This is a genomic window from Pseudorhodobacter turbinis (assembly GCF_005234135.1).
Lineage (GTDB): Bacteria > Pseudomonadota > Alphaproteobacteria > Rhodobacterales > Rhodobacteraceae > Pseudorhodobacter > Pseudorhodobacter turbinis.
In genome coordinates this window covers 598,533-618,308 of the sequence record NZ_CP039964.1, presented here as the reverse complement: position 1 = coordinate 618,308, position 19,776 = coordinate 598,533, and the positions used below count along the sequence as shown (strand labels likewise).

Here is a 19,776-nt window from a genome sequence, read left to right as displayed (position 1 = left end):
TGTCAGATCAAAAGAAATCAACAGAAACTTGCAGCAGGCGCCCCACCTCTGGCACATCCTTGGCCATAGAGAAGATCGCGACGACATCGCCTTCCTCCATTCGCAGATCGCCAGTGGGTTTCACCACTTTGTCCCCCTTCATCACCGCACCAACCAAAACCCCCTCGGGGAAATCGATCTCGCGGATCAAACGGCCGGCAAGCGGAGATGTGGAGAGGACTTGCGCCTCAATCACCTCGGCCTCGGCATCGCCGATGGAGTAGATGGAGCGCACGCGCCCGTGCCGGATATGGCGCAGGATCGAGGACACAGTGGTCGCGCGCGGGTTGATAAAGGCGTCAATATCCAGCGCATCCATCAAAGGCACCAAGGTCGGATCATTGACCAGCGCAATCGCCATCGGACAGCCTGCCTGCTTGGCCCGCACGGCCACCAGCAGGTTGGTCTTATCATCATCGGTCACGCAGAGCACGGCATCGGCGCGGTCAATCCCCGCCTCCATCAAAATATCAATGTCCATGCCGTCACCGTTCAAAACGATGGTTCGTTCCAGCGCATCGGCGGCTTTTTCGGCACGGGTGCGATTTTTCTCAACGACCTTGGCGCGCATCCGGTCCACACGGGCTTCAAGCGCTGTGGCCACCGCAAGCCCGACATTGCCGCCGCCCACAATCACCACGCGTTCTTGCTTGCGGGTGGTTTTGCCAAAGATATCAAGCGTGCGGGTCAGGTCGTCATTATGGGTGAACACGTAAATCCGGTCGCCGGCAAACAGTTGGTCACTTGCCTCGGGGGCAAAAAGACGCTCATTGCGGCGCACGCCAACGACTGTGGCGCGCAGAGTCGAAAACAGTTCAGACAATTGCCGCAACGAGGTGTTGAGAACCGGACAATCAGCATCCAGCACAATCCCCAAAAGCTGCGACTGCCCGTCCATAAAGCTTTCTGCATCAAAGGTGGCGGGGGCGGCAAGGCGCTGCAAAGCGGCCTCGGCCACCTCTTTTTCCGGGCTGATCACCACATCAATCGGCATGTGATCGCGGCGATAAAGATCGGCATAGATCGCATCAAGATAGCTTTGCGAGCGCAGCCGCGCGATTTTGCGCGGCACCGAGAACACCGAATGCGCAACCTGACAGGTGACCATATTCACCTCGTCGGAATGGGTGGCGGCGATGATCATATCGGCATCACGCGCGCCCGCCCGTGCCAGCACATCGGGATAGCTGGCAAAGCCGACGATCCCTTGCACGTCAAGCGTGTCGGTCGCACGGCGCACCAGATCGGCGTTGAAATCCACCACCGTCACGTCGTTATTTTCACCCGACAGATGACGCGCGATTTGCCAGCCGACCTGCCCCGCGCCACAGATGATAACTTTCATGGGCCTTTAACTCCGTGGTGACGGCAATCCAGTACCTTCATTGGCAGAACTGACCCTAATGGTCAACGAGGGCCTATATCGGCGCCTCGTCGCCTTCTTCGATCCGGGCCATCCGCGCGCCTGATTTATTGGTGGTCACCACCCCAAGCGACTTGAGCTTGCGGTGCAGCGCGCTACGCTCCATCCCGACAAAGCTGGCCGTGCGGCTGATATTGCCACCAAAACGGTTGATCTGGGTCAGCAGATATTCCTTTTCAAACAGCTCGCGCGCCTCGCGCAAAGGCAATGTGGCCAGCGCGCCGCCCAAGACCATGCGCCCGTCTTCCTGACTTGCGGCTTCGCGGCCCGGCAGCTCTTTTACATCCACCGGCCCCGATCCATCGCCCAAGATCAAGACCCGTTCGATGACATTGCGCAGCTGGCGTACGTTGCCCGGCCATTGCATGGTTTGTAGCATTGCCTCGGCATCCTCGGTCAGGCTGCGGGCGGGCAGGCCTTGGGTGCGGTGGAACATATCGATGAAATAGGCCGCAAGCTCTGGGATATCCTCGCGGCGTTCCTCAAGGCTGGGCACGGCGATGGGGACCACGTTCAGCCGGTCATAAAGCTCTTGGCGAAAGCGGCCCGCGGCAATCTCGGCGCGCAAATCGCGTGTGGTCGAGGAAATTACCCGCAAATCGACGCGGACCTTATCCACACCGCCGACACGGGTGAATTGTTGGTCCACCAACACGCGCAGGATTTTGGTCTGGGTGCCCAGTGGCATCTCGGCCACCTCATCAAGGTAGACCACGCCACCATGCGCCTGCTCCAGCAGGCCCTGCTCTATCCCCCGATCCGAGGTTTCGCGCCCGAAAAGCACCTCTTCCATGCGGTCGGGTTCAATCGTGGCCGAGGTGACGGTGACGAATGGCGCAGCGGCACGGCCCGAATTGGCATGGATAAAGCGTGCGGCCAATTCCTTGCCCGATCCCGCCGGACCCGAAAGCATCACCCGCCCGTTGGATTTGGTGACCTTTTCCAACTGCGCCTTAAGGGCCTTGAACGCAGTGCTGGACCCGAGCATATCCGAGGATGTCACATCGCGCCGCCGCAGATCGGTGTTTTCGCGGCGCAAACGGCTGGTCTCCATCGCGCGGCTGACAACCACCATCAACTGATCGATGTTGAAGGGCTTTTCGATGAAATCATAAGCCCCCTGTTTGATCGCAGCGACCGCGATTTCAATATTGCCGTGGCCCGAAATGATCACCACCGGAATGTCGGGGTTATCGCGCTTGACGGTTTTCAGAATATCAATCCCGTCCATCTGGCTATCCTTGAGCCAGATATCGAGGATCATCAACGAGGGCGCCTCGGCCCCGATTTCGGCCATGCAGTCATCGGAGTTCCCGGCAAGCCGCACGGAAAAGCCTTCGTCCTTTAGAATATCCCCGATCAACTCGCGGATATCACGTTCGTCATCTACGATCAGAATGCTGCTCATGTCTCTCCCTCGGCCTTGCGGCTAACGTTTCTGGCCCGTAGCCGTGGCAGGCATATTTCAGCCATCGCTCCGGCATGGGTATTTCCTTCAAAAATCTCTGCATCCAAAAGCGCGAGCGTGCCGCCATGCTCCTCGATGATCTTTTTCACAATCGGCAGGCCAAGGCCGGTGCCCTTGCTGCGCGTGGTCACATAGGGTTCAAACAGCCGTGCGCGATCTGGCGGCAGCCCGATACCGCTATCGGAAATGCGGATATAGGCGTGATCATCCGTTACATCCAAGCTGATACGAATTTCGGGAACGACACCACCCGTGCCATTTTTTTCCACAAGGGTTTCAATAGCTTCCCCGCCGTTCTTGATAAGGTTTGTCAGCGACTGAGATATCATCGTCGCGTCAAGATCCATCATCAGCGGGCCATCGGGAATATCTGTCACAAAACGCACGTCGGGCTGGCCTGCCTCTTGCAAGGTCACGGCATCGGTCAGAATTTTTGCCAGATCCTCTTCGCGGCGGACGGGTTCGGGCATGCGTGCGAATTTGGAAAATTCATCAACAATACGACGCAAGTCATTGGTTTGGCGAATAATAACATCAGTGTATTGTTCCAGATCGGCGGCCTTATCACCCACCAAGGGGCGAAACTTGCGCTTGATCCGTTCAGCCGACAGCTGGATCGGGGTCAGCGGGTTTTTGATCTCATGCGCGATACGGCGGGCGACATCGCCCCAAGCCGCCATCCGCTGCGCTGACACAAGGTCGGTCACATCATCAAAGGCGACAACATAGCCCTCAAGCGTGCCGGTGTCCGACTGTCGCACGCTCATCCGTACCAAAAGGCTTTCCATGCGGCCCTTGCGGGTCAGGCGCAGCTCCTCTTGAACCGAGGCACCAAGCCCGTCGCGCAGTTTGTGGAACATCGCCTCGAATTCGGGCACGACCAAGGCCAGCTCTCCGCCGTGGCCCGCACCTTTCATATCCAGCATGCGTTCGGCGGCGCGGTTCACAAAATCCACGCGCCCGTCGGCGTCCAGCCCGATTACCCCCGCAGTGATTGAGGATAGCACGGAATCAAACAAGCGCCGCCGCCCTTCGGTTTCGACGTTGATCTGAACCAAGGTTTCATGCTGGCCTTTCAACTGGCGGGTCATCTGGTTGAAGAGGCGGCCGACCATGGCAATCTCGTCATCGCCATCCTCTTCGGGGATCTGCACATCAAGGTTGCCGCTGCCCACCATCTGCGCTGCCCCCGCAAGCCGCCCTACGGGGCGCGACAGCCGCTCTGCCAGCCAAAGCCCTAGCCAGATTGCCGCCAAAATCAGGATCAGCGCAAAGCCAAGGTACAAAAGCCCGAATTCAAACAGCAACCGCCCGCGCTCTGCCTCCAGTTGTTGATAAAGCGCCACGGTTTCGCGGGTTTCATCCAGCAAGCTCAGGATGGTGCCGTCCACCTCGCGGGTGACATAAAGGAACCGGTCAGCATAGGCATTAAGGAACACCAGCGCACGCAGCTCGTCATTGGCCCAATCCTCGATCAGCACGGTTTCGCCAGCGCGCGCACTGGCGATTTGATCGGCGGTCAACGCCTCAAATCCAAAGAGGTATGAGCGCTCTCCGCGGGTTTTCAACTCTCCCGTTCCGTCAATCAGATAGGCCTCTTTCAACCCGCGCTGGATGACCGCCTGCCCTTGGGTCAAAAGCGGGCGCAGCTGGTCATCGGCCAGAAAGAAAGTGCTTTGTTTGGCCACATTCAGATAGGCCGCAAGGGCGTTCACATCCTCGATCAGATCCTGCCGGTGTTCGCCGTCATAGGCCTCTGCCGCCGCCAGAGAGTTGCCAACAACCGCGCGCACCCTGTCCGAAAACCAGCCCTCCAGTCCGACATTAAAGGTGATGGTTGCAAAAACCGCCACCAGCACCGTAGGCGTCAGCGCAAGGGCTGCAAAAATCCCCGACATCCGCAAATGCAGTCGCGACCCCGCCGATTTACTGCGCCGGTCGGTGATCATCCGCGAGACGCGCGCCAGCACCAGCGACGCCACAACCAGCACATAGACCAGATCGGCCAGCAAGATCAGCCGCAAAAACAGTGATCGCGCCCCTTGGTCAAACGGCCCCATCGCCATGAATGTGGCAAAGGCCAGCACGGGGCCAAGTGTTACCAAAACAATGGTCATAATCGTTTGAAAACGACGCTGCCTGCGCAGTCGTGTCAGCCGTAGCCATGTGTTGCTTCGCATTAACGCCGGCAAAAAGAATCCCCACAACAGCCAAGGCAACCAATGGCGCCTATGTTTTCCGGCGTGTCCTTCTTGCCATAGGTCAAGAAAGACACGCCCTCTGTGGCGGTTTTACATCACCTTGCGGCGCCGTGTCACGCGAATTTCCAGCTCAACGATCTTTTTACGCAAAGTATTGCGGTTGATCCCCAAAAGATCAGCACATTTAGCTTGGTTTCCACCTGTTGCATCCAAGGCGATCTCGATCAGCGGGGCCTCAAATTCCCGCAAAATGCGGCTATAAACCCCCGGTGGCGGCAATGCGTCGCCGTGCAAGTCAAAGTAGCGTTGCAAATGGCGCGCAACTGCGTCGGACAGTTTTTCATCGCCGACGACACCTGCAACCGGCGTCTGCACCGGATTCTGACCCAAGAGCGCGGCCACCTCGGACCCTGTGATCTCGGGCCCTGCCCCCGTGACGGAAAGCCTGCGCATCATGTTTTCCAGCTGCCGTACATTGCCGGGCCAGAAGTGGTTGCGCAGGGCATTCTGGGCCTCTTTTGACAAGGTCCGCATCGGGCCCCCGTCCCAAGCGCTACGGGTCAGGAAGTGTTCCGCCAACAGGGCGATATCCTCAACCCGTTCCCGCAATGGCGGCACATGGATCGTCACCCCGCCAAGCCGGTAAAACAGATCCGAGCGAAAACGCCCCTCGGCCATACGCGCGGCCAGATCGGATTGCGAGGTGGCCATGACCCGTGGCGCGTCATCACCCATCGCGTCCATCATCCGCACAATCCGCAGCTGCAGGTCGTCATCATAATCAGCGACCTCATCCAAGATCAGGCTGCCGCCTTTGGCACGTTGCAAAAGGCTTGCCAGATCCTCGGCGCTCGCCAGATCTTGTTCTTGCAACACCACGAAACCTTGGGCGCGACGATCGGAAAAATCATGGATGGCGCGCGCAACCAGCGACTTGCCGGTCCCCGATTCCCCTGTCACCAGAACCGGCAAATCAGTGTTCATCACCTTTGCCACCAATTGATACAGCGCCTGCATCGAGGCCGTGCGCCCCACCAGCGGCAAATCATCCCCCACCGCACGCGGGGCAAGGGGTTGCTGGCGAACACGCTTGCGGTCCAGCGCGCGGGCGCAGCGTTTCATCAGATCAGGCAGATCAAAGGGTTTTGGCAAGTAGTCAAACGCCTCGGCCTCGGTCGCCTGAATGGCTGTCATGATGGTGTTTTGCGCCGAGATCACAATCACCGGCAGGCCGGGCCGTCGGGCTGCGATTTGAGGCAGGGCTTGCAGGCCGTTACCGTCGGGCATCATCACATCCGAGATCACAAGATCGCCTTTGCCCTCATCGACCCAGCGCATCAAGGTCGTCAGACTGGCGGTAGCATGCACCTTGCACCCCGCCCGTGTCAGTGCCTGCGTCAAAACCGTGCGGATCGTGCGATCATCATCGGCGACAAGAACCGTGCCATCCATTAATTAGCCTTTCACTTTCTTGGGGGCCAAGGGCAGGGAAAGCCGGAACGTGGTGCGCCCGGGGGCCGCATCAACCGCAATCCGGCCGTCATGATCCAGCACAATCTTCGATGCCAATGCCAGCCCCAGCCCCGTGCCATTTTCACGCCCCGACACAAAGGGCTCAAAGATATTCTGTGCGATATCGGGCGAGATCCCGCGCCCGTCATCCGTTATTTCCACCTGAAGCGCCAAGGGGCTGTCTGTCCCGTCCTGACGGCGCAACCGCAATGACAAATCGTAAAATGTGTGCAGACGGATGGTCTTCGCCCCCGCCTCCACCGCGTTTTTGATCAGGTTCAAAAACACCTGCATCAGCTGATCGGAATCGGCGAATGTATCGGGCAATGACGGGTCGTAATCTTGGACAATGGTCACATTGCGGGCAAAGCCGACCAAGGCAGATTGCCGTGCGCGCGCCAAGGCATCATGGATGTTCACCGCAGAGCGTTCCGGCGGGCGCAGATTGCCGAATTGTTCAACCTGCTCTAGCAGTTTCACGATGCGGCGGGTCTCTAGCACGATCAGATCCGAAAGCTCGCGATCCTCGACCGATAGGTTCATCGCCAGCAATTGTGCCGCACCGGAGATCCCCGCCAAGGGGTTCTTGATCTCATGGGCCAGCATTTCGGCCATGCCAATCGCCGATTTCGCCGCCGATTTCGCGGCCGCAGCCCGTCCCACCTTATCCGCAATCTCTAACGGAAAAATCAGCAACAACAGCGTTTCCTGATCTTGTATCGGGGCAAACTGCAAGCGGCACGGCTCTGGCGCGCGCGCGCCTGTTGTCATCTCGATGTCATTGATAACAATAGAGGACTGTGTGGCAATAACCCGTGCCATCACCTGCTCCATCTCGGCATTGATGTGCAAACGCTCAAGAAGGGGGCGGCCGATCAGGCTGCGGGCAGACAGGTTGAGGAAATCTTCGGCTGCGGGGTTTACCGCTGCAACGTGACCTTTTGCATCGATCATCATCGCAGGGGTTGGCAAGGCGGCCCATAATGTAGCAGGTACCATCATGCCGCCACCGGTTCTGCATCGGCAAAAAGCGCATGTAGGTCTGCGACAAGCCTTGCCGGATCGCTTTGGGTCATCACCCGTCCACGCGCCGCGACCAAGCCTGCTGTCTCCAGATACCAGCCAAGATGCTTTCGCGCGACTTTGACGCCCAGCTCCTTGCCGTAAAACCCCAGCATATCCTCGTAATGGCTGACGACCATGTCGCCCAAGGCCGTGCCTTGCGGTATCGCAGGTGCAGGCGCGCCGAATACCCCTGCGGCGATCTGTGCCAAGACCCAAGGCTTGCCTTGCGCCCCGCGTCCCACCATCACACCATCCGCGCCCGATGCCTCAAGGGCCATCGCGGCACTTTGCGCCCCCAGAACATCCCCATTGGCAATCACGGGAATCGACACCGCCGCTTTGACAGCACGGATCGCGGCCCAATCGGCGGCCCCTTTATAGAACTGGCAGCGCGTGCGCCCGTGAATGGTTATCATCGCGACCCCTGCCCCTTCGGCACGCCGAGCGATCTCGGGGGCGTTGAGCATATCGTCATTCCATCCCAAGCGGGTTTTCAACGTCACAGGCACCGAAACGGCCCCAACCACCGCCTCGATCAATGTCAGCGCGTGATCGGGATCTTTCATCAGCGCCGACCCGGAATAACCCGTGGTCACTTTTTTGGCAGGGCAGCCCATATTGATGTCGATCATCTGCGCGCCCATGCTTTCGACATAGCGCGCGGCCTCGGCCATCCAATAAGCCTCACGGCCGGCAAGCTGCACGGATGTTGCCTGTTGGCCAAAGCCCAGCTCAGCCCGCGCACGGGCCAAAGGGCGGGCCTGCACAACCTCTTGGCTGGCCACCATTTCAGATACGACAAGCCCCGCGCCAAACCGCGCGACAAGACGGCGGAACGGCAAATCGGTGATCCCCGCCAAGGGGGCGAGCAAGACAGGCGGGGTGATGGAAATAGGGCCGATGAGCACGGAGGGCGCCTTTGTTTGGTTTCAAGTCTGGTTAAAACGGGGGCAGAGGAAATACAAACCGTAGCATAGATAAAATGACTGAAAAACATGCATTGCCTATTTTTTAATCTAAATGCAGGGTCGCCCTGCCCATTGCCCCGGCAAGAGGCTTCGCCTAGAACTGACGCCAAGTTTGATCGGGATGCCTAAATGACAAGCGCTGTCATCATTACTGCCGCAGGGCGCGGGTTGCGCGCCGGGGGCGACGTGCCAAAGCAATGGCAAATGTTGGGGCAAAAGCCCGTGCTTGCCCATACGGTTGAAGCCTTTCGGGCCTTCGGCTTTGCCACCATCATTGTCACCCTGCATCCTGATGATATGACCCGCGCGGCCTGTCTTGGGGCGGATGTGGTTTTGGTGACAGGGGGTGAAAATCGCGCGCGATCTGTCAGAAATGCCTTGGAAACGATTGATCCCGAAACTGTTTCCACGGTTTTCATCCATGACGGCGCGCGCCCCTTTATGACTGCCGGCCTGATCGCCCGTCTTCAGGGCGCGCTGCAAAACGCACCTGCGGCGGCGCCCGCCTTACCGGTCACCGATGCGCTTTGGCGTGGAGAGGACGGCTTGGTCACAGGGGTTCAGGATCGTGCCAATCTGTATCGCGCTCAGACCCCGCAGGCCTTTCACCTTGCCGAAATCCTTACTGCGCACCGTGCCCATCCGGGCAATGCCGCCGATGATGTCGAGGTTGCGCGCGCCGCAGGGCTTGCAGTTGCCATCGTTGAAGGCGATGAAGACAACATGAAAATAACCCTACCCGGCGATTTTTTACGCGCCGAAAAGATTTTAGCACAGCACCAGCGGGAGGCTTGAATGGATGTAAGGCTTGGCAACGGCTTTGATGTACACGCCTTTTGCGAGGGCGATCATCTTTGGCTTTGTGGCGTGAAGCTGCCGCATGGGCGCGGCCTTTTGGGGCATTCGGACGCTGATGTGGGCATGCATGCGCTGACCGATGCGCTTTATGGTGCGCTGGCCCTGGGCGATATCGGGCGGCATTTCCCGCCGTCGGACCCGCAGTGGAAGGGGGCCGCCAGCCATATCTTTTTGGCCCACGCGATGGAGCAGGCACGGGCCCGCGGCTTTGCGCTTGGCAATGCCGATGTGACGTTGATCTGTGAACGCCCGAAAATCGGGCCGCACGCAGAGGCGATGCGCGCGGCATTGGCTGGGATCATGGGCGTGGAGCTGGACCGTGTTTCAGTGAAAGCGACGACCAGTGAAAGCCTCGGCTTTACCGGCCGCGAAGAGGGTATCGCCGCCATCGCCACAGCAACATTGGTGAAACCATGACCGCAAGCCGTATCCTGTCGATATTTTTTGGCGTTGGGCTTTTGCGCCCTGCGCCGGGCACTTGGGGCTCTTTGGCGGCGGTGGCGCTGGGGGTGTTGTTGCACCGTATCGGGCATTTTCCGCTGTTGCTGGTGGCGACCATCGCCGTGACCGTAATCGGCTTTTGGGCCTGCCGTCGGGAACTTAACCACCGCCCCGGCGACGACCCCTCCGAGATCGTGATTGATGAGGTCGCGGGACAATGGATCGCGCTTTTGGTGCCCTCCTTCGGGTTTTGGTATATCGGGATGGACAGCAGCAACTTTCCCTATCCGGGCTGGGTGGTGGCCTTCTTGCTGTTCCGGCTGTTTGATATTTGGAAACCTTGGCTGGTGGGGCGGGCCGATGCGCGCGGCGATGCAGACGGTGTGATGATTGATGACCTTTGGGCCGGGCTTTTTGCCGGTATCGGCACGGGGGTTCTGGCCGCCGTTGTGCATCTGGTGGTGATATGACACCTGCCGAAATCCTCGCTGCGGCACGCGCGCGCGGCCTTACAATCGCCACGGTCGAAAGCTGTACCGGCGGCATGGTGGCCGTGGCCCTTACCGATATCGCCGGATCGTCGGATGTGTTTGATCGCGGCTTTGTGACCTATTCCAACGCGGCCAAAACCGCCATGCTGGGTGTTTCCACGGAAACCTTGGCGCAACACGGTGCGGTGTCCGAGGCGGTTGCTGCAGAAATGGCGGCGGGCGCTTTGGCGCATGCAGGCGTGGGGTTGGCGGTGTCCATCACCGGCATCGCGGGCCCCGGCGGGTCAGAGCATAAGCCCGAAGGCCGCGTGTGCTTTGGCCTTGCGCATCTCTCGCAGCATACCCGCACAGAAACGGTGGAATTCGGCCCGCTTGGCCGCGACAAGGTCCGCCGGGCCGCAACCCAACACGCCCTTAGCTTGCTGGCGGCGGCGCTGGCATAGCATTTGGCCCGTAAAGCTCCTCGGCGCGGCGTTCAAACGCGCGCACCACGCGGTGCATCGCCTCATTGAAGACCACCCCGATGATGCCCTGCAAAATCGCGTTTTTGAATTCAAAATCCACCATGAATTCAATCTCGCAACCACCCTCCACATCGCGAAATGCCCAAGTGGATTTTAAATAGCGAAACGGGCCGTCCAGATATTCGGTGTCGATCTTGCGCGCCTCAGGCCAAAGCGTGACGCGGCTGCCGAAGCGTTCACGAAAGACCTTGAAGCTGATCACCAGATCGGCCTCCAGCACCTCCCCACCATCAATCGCGCGGCGAGACCGGATGCGCGCGGCGGAGTTCCACGGCAGGAATTTAGGGTAGCTACCGACATCGGCAACAAGCGCGTACATTTGATCGGCGCTGTAGCGCAGCCGCTTGGTTTCGGAATGGCGTGGCATATGGCAATTCTTATCCGCTTTGGCGTGACTTAGGGCAAGGTATTGGATAAACAGACGGGGAAAATCAAGGGGCCGCCCATGCAATCGAGACCTTATGTCATAGACCAGATGATTTCGGCCAAGTCCATCGCGGCCCGAATAGAAGAGCTGGCCGCAGAGATTAAAGCCCGTTTTGACGGCACTGAGAAACTGGTGGTTGTGGGGCTGCTGCGTGGCTCTTTCGTTTTTATCGCGGATCTGGTCCGGGAATTGGATCTGCCAGTAGAGGTCGATTTCCTCGAGGCATCAAGCTATGGCGACAGCACCCAAAGCAGCCGCGAAGTGCGTATTCTAAAGGATCTACGCGGCGAAATTGCGGGGCGCGACGTGCTGGTGGTCGAGGATATCGTTGATACCGGCTTTACGTTGCATCATGTGTTGCAGCTGCTCGAATCGCGCAAACCCGCCCGTATGGAGGTGTGCGTTCTGCTCGATAAACCAAGCCGGCGAGAGGTGGAGGTAAAAGCCACTTGGACCGGGTTTGAGATCCCCGATGAATTTGTCGTCGGCTATGGTATCGATTTTGCACAGCGCAACCGCAACCTGCCCTATATCGGCAAGGTGCGGTTTACTGACGGGAAATGATTCTGCCCGACCTGTTGCAACCGGGGTTAAAGCTGGTGTTTTGCGGTACGGCGGCCAGCGCTAAATCCGCAGCACGGGGGCATTATTACGCAGGCCCCGGCAACCGGTTCTGGCCGCTGTTGTTTGAGACCGGCCTGACGCCGCGCCTGTTTGCGCCACAGGATGACCATCTGCTGCCCGCGCTAGGCATCGGGCTAACGGATCTTGCCAAAGAGGCATCTGGGACGGACCGTGATATCCCGCCCGCCGCCTATACCCCTGAACGGTTTGCCGTATCTATCGCCAAGTTCCGCCCCAAAGCGCTGGCTTTCACCAGCCTGACCGCTGCCAAAATCGCCCTCGGGGCCCGCCACCCGCCGGGGCCTGCGCAATCGCCTGCGTTTCCAGATCTTGCGCTTTGGGTGCTGCCCTCGCCCTCGGGGGCGGCACGCGCGACCTTTAGTGCCGCCCCCTGGCATGCGCTGGCCAATCATATTCAGGCGCTCGCGTGAATTACCGCTGGTTCCTGCGGATGGCGAAATGGGCACGCAAGCCGCCCTCGGCCAGCCATGTAAAATTGGTGTTGGCGGTGGTTGCGATCTGTCTTTTGCTGTTCGGGGTGGAATATTTCTTTGGCTGGCCAGAGGCTTTGACCCCGAATGGCGGCGGGCGGGCGCACCGGATGCCACGTCTCTAAAACCGAGGGGGCGGCTTGCACCATGCCGCCAAACCCGCCAAACTGCCGCCAAACCCATCTTAAGATAGGAGCGTCCGATGCGCCGCCTCATTGTTTCCGCTTCCGTCCTTGCCCTTATCGGAGGCGGGGTGTTCTGGTTCGTGACCGCCCCCACGCCCCTTGCCCCAGAGGCGACGGCCAACCTTACCGGTGATGCCAAGGCAGGCGAGGCTGTGTTCTGGGCCGCAGGCTGTGCCTCTTGCCATATGGCCGAGGGCGCGGAAGCCGAGGCGGAACTGGTCCTGACGGGCGGGCAGAAATTCCCTTCGGATTTCGGGACATTTATAGCGCCCAATATTTCACCAGATCCGACACATGGCATCGGCGCTTGGTCCATTGAGACTTTTGCCAATGCCGTGACGCGGGGTGTCTCACCGGATGGATCGCATTACTATCCGGCCTTTCCCTATAACGCTTATAACAAGATGGCCCTTCAGGATGTGGTCAACCTAAAAGCCTTTATGGATACGCTGCCCGCCAGCACCGCGCCAAGCCAAGCGCATGATGTGGGATTTCCCTTCAACATCCGGCGCAGTCTTGGCGGTTGGAAGTTTCTTTTCGAATCAGACGACTGGGTAATTGACGGTGATCTGACTGTGGAAGAAACCCGTGGGCGCTATCTGTCCGAGGCATTGGCCCATTGCGGCGAGTGTCACACACCGCGCAATGCGCTTGGCGGCTTGGAACGCGGCGAATGGCTGGCGGGCGGGCTGGACCCGTCGGGCAAGGGCCGCATTCCCAACATCACCCCGGCGGGGCTTGATTGGGATGAGGCCGATATTGTGGGCTATCTAACCAGCGGATTTACCCCCGATTACGATTCCGTGGGCGGGCATATGGTGCATGTGGTGGAAAATATGGCGCGCCTGCCCGAATCCGACCGTGCCGCAGTTGCCGCCTATCTGAAACGCGTTCCGGCAGTTGCCAACTGAACAGGGGGGCAGCCTGCCCCCCAAGACCCTGTTACTGTGCCAGTTTTGCCAATCGCGCCGCGCGCATCTGCGCAAAATCATCGCCCGCGTGATAGCTGGAGCGCGTTAGCGGCGTGGCCGACACCATCAAGAAGCCCTTGCCATAGGCGGCAGTCTCATAGGCTTTGAACTCATCCGGTGTGACAAAACGATCAACGCGGTGGTGTTTCGGGGTTGGTTGCAGATACTGCCCGATGGTCAGGAAATCAACATCGGCGGCGCGCATATCATCCATCACCTGCCGCACGCCCTGCGCATCCTCGCCCAAGCCGACCATGATACCCGATTTGGTGAACATCGTGGGATCAAGCTCTTTCACACGTTGTAACAGGCGCAAGCTGTGGAAATAGCGCGCGCCGGGGCGCACGGTGGGATAAAGGCCGGGGACGGTTTCAAGGTTATGGTTAAAGACATCGGGGCGCGCCTCGACAACCTTTTCAAGAACCTCGGGCGCGCATTTCAGGAAGTCCGGCGTCAGAATCTCGATCGTGGTTTCGGGGCTGCGGTGGCGAATCGCCCGGATCGTCTGGGCAAAGTGATCGGCGCCGCCATCATCCAGATCGTCACGGTCCACCGATGTGATCACCACATGGTTCAAGCCCAGCTGCTGCACCGCATGGGCAACGCGCCCCGGTTCGAATGCATCAAGCGTTTGCGGCTTGCCGGTGGCGACATTGCAAAAAGTACAGCCGCGGGTGCAAATCTCGCCCATGATCATCATGGTCGCATGACCCTGCCCCCAGCACTCGCCGACGTTGGGGCAGCCTGCCTCTTCGCAAACTGTGACCAGCTTTTGCTCTTTCAAAATATCGCGCGTCTTTTTGTAGCCCTCTGATGTGGGGGCTTTCACGCGAATCCACGACGGCTTCTTGGGTTGGGCATTGTCAACGCGGTGCGCCTTTTCAGGGTGGCGTTGGTCCGGTAATTTAAGGTCACGCAAGGTTATGTCCCCCCGAAAGATTGGTTGCTTTCTGGATACGCCCTTTTGCGGGCTGAGACAACAGCCACCGCCCCGCACGGCCATCAAGTAGACGTGCGGGTGCAGATTTTCCCAGTTGCTTAGCCGATCATCGGGCCGTGTTTGCCGTAATGCGTGTCATAATGCAGCCGCAGACGCTGCAAGGCGATGCGCAGCACGATCTTGCCCGACCGCGCAGACCAGCCCATGCGTTTCTCAGCAACCTCCAGACCTTCCAGAAAACAGCAGCAACGCAGAACCATATCACCAAGCCCCGGTCCCAGATCGCGAAGTGCCACCGAAACCCGCTCGCGTGCATCCGAGGCACCGCCACCGGTTTTTCCATCCGGCGCAAAGCTGCCGCGGTCGCCGCCGGTCAAGAAACGCTCCCAGTTTTGGGTGACGCGGGGGCCCATCTGCGCAAGCTCGAAATCCATCCGCAGCTGTTCCGCCGCCGCCACAAGCTCCGGCGCGAGGAAAGGTTTTCCGTCCCGATCCCGCCGCCGCCCCAAAACCTGAATAGGGCTTTCGGCGGCATTGTAGCGCACGCGGCGTTCCTCGCCGCCCTCGGGCATGTCACGGGGTGCCCAATCACGGTGCTGATCGCCAAATTGTGCCGGGGCCTCGGCCATGCCGCCCGCATCGCCCGGCACCATCCGCTTATAGGCCGCGCGCCCCGCTTGGGTGATCTGATAGGTGGAAACCCGCCCCTGCTTTTCGCAAGAGATCCAGTCCTTTAACGCAAAAGCCTGCGCCAATGTGCGGTCAATCACCGCAAGGCGCAGCGTACGCCCGTCGGGAAAACTGCGCAAAACAGCAGCTTTATCCATGTCTTGCGCAATCGCCAGCACGGTATCCACCTCGGCCAGACGCCGCAAAACACGGCGCCCTTCGTGCATGATTGTCGCATCGTCAATTTTCAATCCGTCTTGTCTGATAGGGGCTGTCATGGCAGTGGCATCCTTCCGGCTGATGTTGCAAGCGTCGTTATCCTGCACCCGTCCGAATGCCGACAGCGCCTCATCCACCAAGGGATCATCGCGTCGGTTTTCGTAACGGCGCACCTGTCGCATCACGGTTGACGCATGGCACCCTTCACGGCGCGCCAATTGCCGCAAGGAAACGCCCTGCTCCGTATGGTCAGGGTACAGGCGTGCCGCATCCGGCAGCCATGCAGGCAGCGAAAACTCCGAGCTCAGGTTTGATCCCATTACAGCGTCCTGTGGTGCCTTTGCAGTTAGGCCATTAGTCCCATTCTGGACAGTTGCAACTCTGGGCAGCATTTCTTACCTGTTCGTTAACATCTTCGCTTTCGTCCATAATTGTTTCCAAATCATAAACAAATGCGAAAGCAGCGCGCGGTGGAATCGCCGAAAGCGCAACGCAGGGTTGTGTTGGTGCATGGTGGTGCAACAAATTTCAGGAGCACCAAATGTCAGATATCAGCACAATCCTTGCGAATCTCCGCCGTCCCCGTTTACTGATCCGCGCCGCACGCCACGGCATTCAGGATTATCGTCGTGACCGGGATTTGCGTCGGTTAATCAACGCGGTTTCCCCCCCCCTCCCCCGAGGCGGCACTGGCCCGTCTTCGCGATGCCGAGGAACTGGCTGAGGAAACACGCCGTCGCGGGGATGCTGGATATTCCATAGCGCGCCACGTCGATCTCTTGATCGCAATGATGGCAGAGCTGCGATTGCTGCGCAATCACGCCGGCGCCTAACGCAGCCGAGCTGTTATCTGAATGCAAAATGGCCCCGCCTTATACAGCGGGGCCATTTTGCCAAAGATGCATGGTGCTTAGCCGAAAGCATCCGGCATAGAGGCTTTTTTGCGGGCGACATAATCATCAATCGCCTCGCGAATCCCCTCATCCAGCGCGGGGGCCTGGTAATCGCCAACCATCTTGGCCACACGGTTAGCCGCCAGTGTTTCTGTATCCCGCGCGCCTTCTTCATACCAAGTCTCAAAGGGCTTATAATCCAGCAAGTCCGACCGCCAAAACGCTGATTTAAAATTCTTTTGTGTGTGTTCACAGCCAAGGAAATGCCCCCCCGGCCCGACCTCGCGCAGCGCGTCCATCGCCTGCCCGTTGTCATCCATCGAAATCCCTTGGGCCAGATGATGCAAGGCGCCAAGCTGGTCAGCATCCATCACGAATTTCTCAAAGGAGGCGACAAGCCCGCCTTCAAGCCAGCCACAGGCGTGCAGCATGAAGTTAACCCCCGACAAAAGTGCCATATTGAGGCTGTTCGCGGTTTCATAGGCCGCCTGCGCATCGGGCAGTTTCGATCCACAAAACGCCCCGCCCGAACGGTACGGCAGCCCCAGCCGGCGGGCAAGCTGCCCAGCACCATAGGTGATATGCGCGGCCTCGGGGGTCCCGAAGGTCGGCGCACCGGAATTCATATCAATCGAGGTTACAAAAGCACCGAAAATCACTGGCGCACCGGGGCGTACCAACTGGCTATAGGCAACGCCCGCCAGCACCTCGGCCAGAACCTGCGTCAAGGTCCCCGCCACCGTGACCGGCGCCATCGCACCGCCCACGATAAAGGGCGAAATAATCGCGGCCTGCCCTGCTGTCGCATAGGCTTCCAGCGCGCCCATCATCGTCGAATCGAAGGTTAACGGCGAATTAATATTGATTAAGCTGGTCAGCACCACATTCTGGTCAACAAAATCCGCGCCGAACAGCAGCTTCGACATTTCGACCGAATCCTTGGCGCGTTCGGGTTCGGTGACCGAGCCCATGAACGGCTTGTCCGACAGCACCATATGCGCGCGCAACATGTCCAGATGGCGCTTGTTCACCGGAATATCCGTTGGCTCACAGACTGTTCCGCCGGAATGGTGCAACCATTTCGACATATAGCCCAGTTTTACGAATTTCTCGAAATCCGCCATGGTCGCATAACGCCGCCCGCCTTCACGGTCGCGCACAAAGGGGGGGCCGTAAACCGGTGCAAGCACCAGATTGCGGCCGCCGATCTCAACCGAACGGTCTGCATTGCGGGCGTGTTGGGTAAAGCTGGAAGGTGCTGTGGCACAAAGTTTGCGCGCAAGCCCGCGGGGGATATGCACCCGCTCGCCCTTCACATCGGCACCCGCCGCGCGCCACCGCTCCAAAGCTGCCGGATTATCAACGAAATTCACGCCGATCTCTTCAAGCACGGTTTCCGCGTTATATTCGATGATCTCCAAAGCTTCTTCGTTCAGAATCTCGAAATTCGGGATATTGCGGCTGATATATTTCGCCACATCAAAGCTGACGGCCGTCCGCTCTGCCCGCCGCGCTGATCCACCGCCGCCCCGTGCCCTGCGTGTTGTGCCTTCAGTCATCGTTTTCTCCCCAAGCCCATCGCGGTCGTGCTGTCTTTATGCAGCAGTGTGGCGGTGGAACACTTCCCAATTCCGTCACATACCACCCAAAACCGACATGGGGGCACAGACAACACTCTGTTTCAATTTGGCAAAACGCAGTGAAATCCGCCCGAGGTCAACCCGCAATGTGTTTGCAACAAGTTTGCCCTCTTGCGATTCTGCGCCGCCCCGATTATTGCCCACCTATGACACATCATGAGCGCCTCCTCATCATCGACTTCGGGTCCCAAGTAACGCAGCTTATTGCGCGCCGCTTGCGGGAGCTGAACGTCTATTGCGAAATCCATCCCTTTAATAAGGTGACCGACGGCTTTTTGGCCGAATTCGCGCCTAAAGCGGTGATCTTGTCGGGGGGACCCGCATCGGTCTTTGCCGAGGGTGCGCCGATGCCGCCGAAAACGGTATTTGATCTGGGCGTACCTGTGCTTGGCATCTGCTACGGGCAACAGGTCATGATGCATTGCCTAGGCGGGCAGGTTGAACGTGGTCACGGCACCGCCGAATTTGGCCGCGCCTTTGTGACGCCAACAGCGGCGCAAACCGATTTGCTGGACGGCTGGTTTGCCACCGACCGTGAACAGGTCTGGATGTCGCATGGCGACCATGTTTCCAAAATCGCACCGGGGTTTGAGGTTTACGGAACCTCCCCCAACGCGCCTTTTGCGATTACCGCCGATGTTGAGCGTCGCTTTTACGCCGTGCAATTCCACCCCGAGGTGCATCACACCCCGAATGGTGCGAAATTCTATGAGAATTTTGTCCGCATCGCTGGCTTTGCCGGTGATTGGACCATGGGCGCCTATCGCGAAGATGCCATCGCCAAAATCCGCGAACAGGTTGGTGACAAGCAAGTGATCTGCGGGCTTTCGGGCGGGGTTGATAGCTCTGTCGCGGCGGTCTTGATCCATGAGGCCATCGGCGATCAGCTGACATGCGTTTTTGTTGACCACGGGCTGCTGCGCCAGAACGAGGCCGAAGAAGTCGTTAAAATGTTCAGCGAGAATTACAGCATCCCGCTGATCCATGCCGACGAATCAGAGCTGTTCCTCGGTAAGCTGGACGGCGTGTCCGACCCCGAAACCAAGCGTAAAATTATCGGTGGCTTGTTCATTGACGTCTTCCAGAAATACGCCAACCAGATTGAGGGCGCGGAATTTCTGGCCCAAGGTACGCTGTACCCCGATGTGATCGAATCGGTCAGCTTTTCGGGCGGCCCTTCGGTAACGATCAAATCGCACCATAATGTCGGCGGCCTGCCTGAAAAGATGGGCCTAAAACTGGTCGAGCCTTTGCGCGAATTGTTCAAAGACGAGGTGCGCGCGCTTGGTCGGGAACTTGGCCTGCCCCCCTCTTTCATCGGCCGCCACCCCTTCCCCGGCCCCGGCCTGGCCATTCGTTGCCCCGGCGAGATCACCCGCGAAAAGCTGGCGATTCTGAAAAAGGCCGATGCTGTGTATATTGACCAGATCCGCAAGCACGGGCTTTACGATGATATCTGGCAAGCCTTCGTGGCCATTTTGCCGGTCCGTACCGTGGGCGTTATGGGCGATGGTCGCACCTATGATTTCGCCTGTGCCTTGCGCGCGGTGACCTCGGTCGATGGCATGACAGCCGATTACTACCCCTTCACGCATGACTTCCTTGGTGAAACTGCGACACGGATTATCAATGAAGTTCAAGGGATTAACCGGGTTACTTACGACATTACATCAAAGCCGCCCGGCACCATTGAATGGGAATGATCCAAGCGCGCCCCGATTGAGGGC

General features: G+C 58.9%; 21 protein-coding genes. 11 read left to right on the top strand and 10 right to left on the bottom strand.

Annotated features, from left to right (window positions below):
- Window positions 1-7 precede the first annotated feature (7 nt).
- The 6 genes from trkA to dusB all read right to left on the bottom strand — a co-directional run bounded on the left by trkA (window position 8) and on the right by dusB (window position 8,616).
- Window positions 8-1,384: a Trk system potassium transporter TrkA gene (gene trkA, locus EOK75_RS02835; protein ID WP_137192487.1), complete on the bottom strand. Its 1,377-nt coding sequence runs from the start codon at window positions 1,382-1,384 to the stop codon at window positions 8-10.
- Between the two features lie 73 nt (window positions 1,385-1,457).
- The gene (gene ntrX, locus EOK75_RS02830; RefSeq protein WP_137192486.1) at window positions 1,458-2,870 is read right to left on the bottom strand and encodes a nitrogen assimilation response regulator NtrX; all 1,413 of its coding nucleotides are present in this window, start codon (window positions 2,868-2,870) and stop codon (window positions 1,458-1,460) included.
- Window positions 2,867-5,110, bottom strand: coding sequence for a sensor histidine kinase NtrY-like (locus EOK75_RS02825; protein WP_137192485.1), 2,244 nt, complete (start codon window positions 5,108-5,110; stop codon window positions 2,867-2,869). The genes ntrX and EOK75_RS02825 overlap by 4 nt, the downstream gene beginning before the upstream one ends.
- Window positions 5,111-5,221: 111 nt before the next feature.
- On the bottom strand, window positions 5,222-6,583 hold the full coding sequence (locus EOK75_RS02820; RefSeq protein ID WP_137192484.1) for a response regulator: 1,362 nt from the start codon (window positions 6,581-6,583) through the stop codon (window positions 5,222-5,224).
- Between the two features lie 3 nt (window positions 6,584-6,586).
- The gene (locus EOK75_RS02815) at window positions 6,587-7,645 is read right to left on the bottom strand and encodes a two-component system sensor histidine kinase NtrB (RefSeq protein WP_137192483.1); all 1,059 of its coding nucleotides are present in this window, start codon (window positions 7,643-7,645) and stop codon (window positions 6,587-6,589) included.
- On the bottom strand, window positions 7,642-8,616 hold the full coding sequence (gene dusB, locus EOK75_RS02810) for a tRNA dihydrouridine synthase DusB (RefSeq protein WP_240794006.1): 975 nt from the start codon (window positions 8,614-8,616) through the stop codon (window positions 7,642-7,644). The genes EOK75_RS02815 and dusB overlap by 4 nt, the downstream gene beginning before the upstream one ends.
- 189 nt (window positions 8,617-8,805) lie before the next feature.
- Between dusB and ispD the strand changes: the two genes are divergently transcribed.
- Genes ispD through EOK75_RS02795 form a run of 4 tightly spaced genes read left to right on the top strand, consistent with a single transcriptional unit; the run spans window position 8,806 to window position 10,909 of the window.
- Window positions 8,806-9,471, top strand: a complete 666-nt coding sequence (gene ispD / locus EOK75_RS20710) for a 2-C-methyl-D-erythritol 4-phosphate cytidylyltransferase (protein ID WP_168199126.1) — start codon at window positions 8,806-8,808, stop codon at window positions 9,469-9,471.
- Window positions 9,472-9,951: a 2-C-methyl-D-erythritol 2,4-cyclodiphosphate synthase gene (ispF, locus tag EOK75_RS20705; RefSeq protein WP_168199125.1), complete on the top strand. Its 480-nt coding sequence runs from the start codon at window positions 9,472-9,474 to the stop codon at window positions 9,949-9,951.
- A complete protein-coding gene (locus tag EOK75_RS02800; protein WP_137192482.1) occupies window positions 9,948-10,445 on the top strand; it encodes a phosphatidylglycerophosphatase A family protein in 498 nt (165 codons plus the stop codon). Before ispF ends, EOK75_RS02800 begins: the two co-directional genes overlap by 4 nt.
- Window positions 10,442-10,909 carry a CinA family protein gene (locus EOK75_RS02795; protein ID WP_137192481.1) on the top strand — a complete coding sequence of 156 codons (468 nt, stop codon included), beginning with the start codon at window positions 10,442-10,444 and terminating at the stop codon, window positions 10,907-10,909. Before EOK75_RS02800 ends, EOK75_RS02795 begins: the two co-directional genes overlap by 4 nt.
- Here EOK75_RS02795 and EOK75_RS02790 read toward each other — a convergent pair.
- Entirely contained in the window at window positions 10,881-11,357 is a 477-nt protein-coding gene (locus EOK75_RS02790; RefSeq protein WP_137192480.1) for a type II toxin-antitoxin system RatA family toxin, read from the bottom strand. The two genes, EOK75_RS02795 and EOK75_RS02790, sit on opposite strands and share 29 nt — an antisense overlap.
- Before the next feature lie 78 nt (window positions 11,358-11,435).
- Here EOK75_RS02790 and hpt point away from each other — a divergent pair, with 78 nt between their 5' ends.
- The 4 genes from hpt to EOK75_RS02770 all read left to right on the top strand — a co-directional run bounded on the left by hpt (window position 11,436) and on the right by EOK75_RS02770 (window position 13,628).
- On the top strand, window positions 11,436-11,981 hold the full coding sequence (hpt, locus tag EOK75_RS02785) for a hypoxanthine phosphoribosyltransferase (RefSeq protein WP_137192479.1): 546 nt from the start codon (window positions 11,436-11,438) through the stop codon (window positions 11,979-11,981).
- The gene (locus EOK75_RS02780; protein ID WP_137192478.1) at window positions 11,978-12,472 is read left to right on the top strand and encodes a mismatch-specific DNA-glycosylase; all 495 of its coding nucleotides are present in this window, start codon (window positions 11,978-11,980) and stop codon (window positions 12,470-12,472) included. The genes hpt and EOK75_RS02780 overlap by 4 nt, the downstream gene beginning before the upstream one ends.
- Window positions 12,469-12,657, top strand: coding sequence for a hypothetical protein (locus tag EOK75_RS02775; RefSeq protein ID WP_137192477.1), 189 nt, complete (start codon window positions 12,469-12,471; stop codon window positions 12,655-12,657). Before EOK75_RS02780 ends, EOK75_RS02775 begins: the two co-directional genes overlap by 4 nt.
- A gap of 77 nt (window positions 12,658-12,734) precedes the next feature.
- Window positions 12,735-13,628, top strand: coding sequence for a c-type cytochrome (locus tag EOK75_RS02770; RefSeq protein WP_137192476.1), 894 nt, complete (start codon window positions 12,735-12,737; stop codon window positions 13,626-13,628).
- 31 nt (window positions 13,629-13,659) lie between these two features.
- Here EOK75_RS02770 and lipA read toward each other — a convergent pair whose 3' ends face one another.
- Window positions 13,660-14,607: a lipoyl synthase gene (gene lipA / locus EOK75_RS02765; RefSeq protein ID WP_240794005.1), complete on the bottom strand. Its 948-nt coding sequence runs from the start codon at window positions 14,605-14,607 to the stop codon at window positions 13,660-13,662.
- A 119-nt stretch (window positions 14,608-14,726) separates the two neighbouring features.
- Window positions 14,727-15,836: a DUF6456 domain-containing protein gene (locus EOK75_RS02760; RefSeq protein ID WP_137192474.1), complete on the bottom strand. Its 1,110-nt coding sequence runs from the start codon at window positions 15,834-15,836 to the stop codon at window positions 14,727-14,729.
- Between the two features lie 221 nt (window positions 15,837-16,057).
- On the opposite strand from EOK75_RS02760, the gene EOK75_RS21230 reads away from it, so the two are divergent.
- Window positions 16,058-16,240, top strand: coding sequence for a DUF6477 family protein (locus tag EOK75_RS21230; RefSeq protein ID WP_240794004.1), 183 nt, complete (start codon window positions 16,058-16,060; stop codon window positions 16,238-16,240).
- Window positions 16,206-16,349: a DUF6477 family protein gene (locus EOK75_RS21225; RefSeq protein WP_338053353.1), complete on the top strand. Its 144-nt coding sequence runs from the start codon at window positions 16,206-16,208 to the stop codon at window positions 16,347-16,349. Before EOK75_RS21230 ends, EOK75_RS21225 begins: the two co-directional genes overlap by 35 nt.
- 77 nt (window positions 16,350-16,426) lie before the next feature.
- Here the strand turns inward: EOK75_RS21225 and EOK75_RS02750 are convergent, their stop codons facing one another.
- A complete protein-coding gene (locus EOK75_RS02750) occupies window positions 16,427-17,968 on the bottom strand; it encodes a trimethylamine methyltransferase family protein (protein WP_137192473.1) in 1,542 nt (513 codons plus the stop codon).
- A 227-nt stretch (window positions 17,969-18,195) separates the two neighbouring features.
- On the opposite strand from EOK75_RS02750, the gene guaA reads away from it, so the two are divergent.
- Window positions 18,196-19,752: a glutamine-hydrolyzing GMP synthase gene (gene guaA / locus EOK75_RS02745; protein WP_137192472.1), complete on the top strand. Its 1,557-nt coding sequence runs from the start codon at window positions 18,196-18,198 to the stop codon at window positions 19,750-19,752.
- Window positions 19,753-19,776 lie beyond the last annotated feature (24 nt).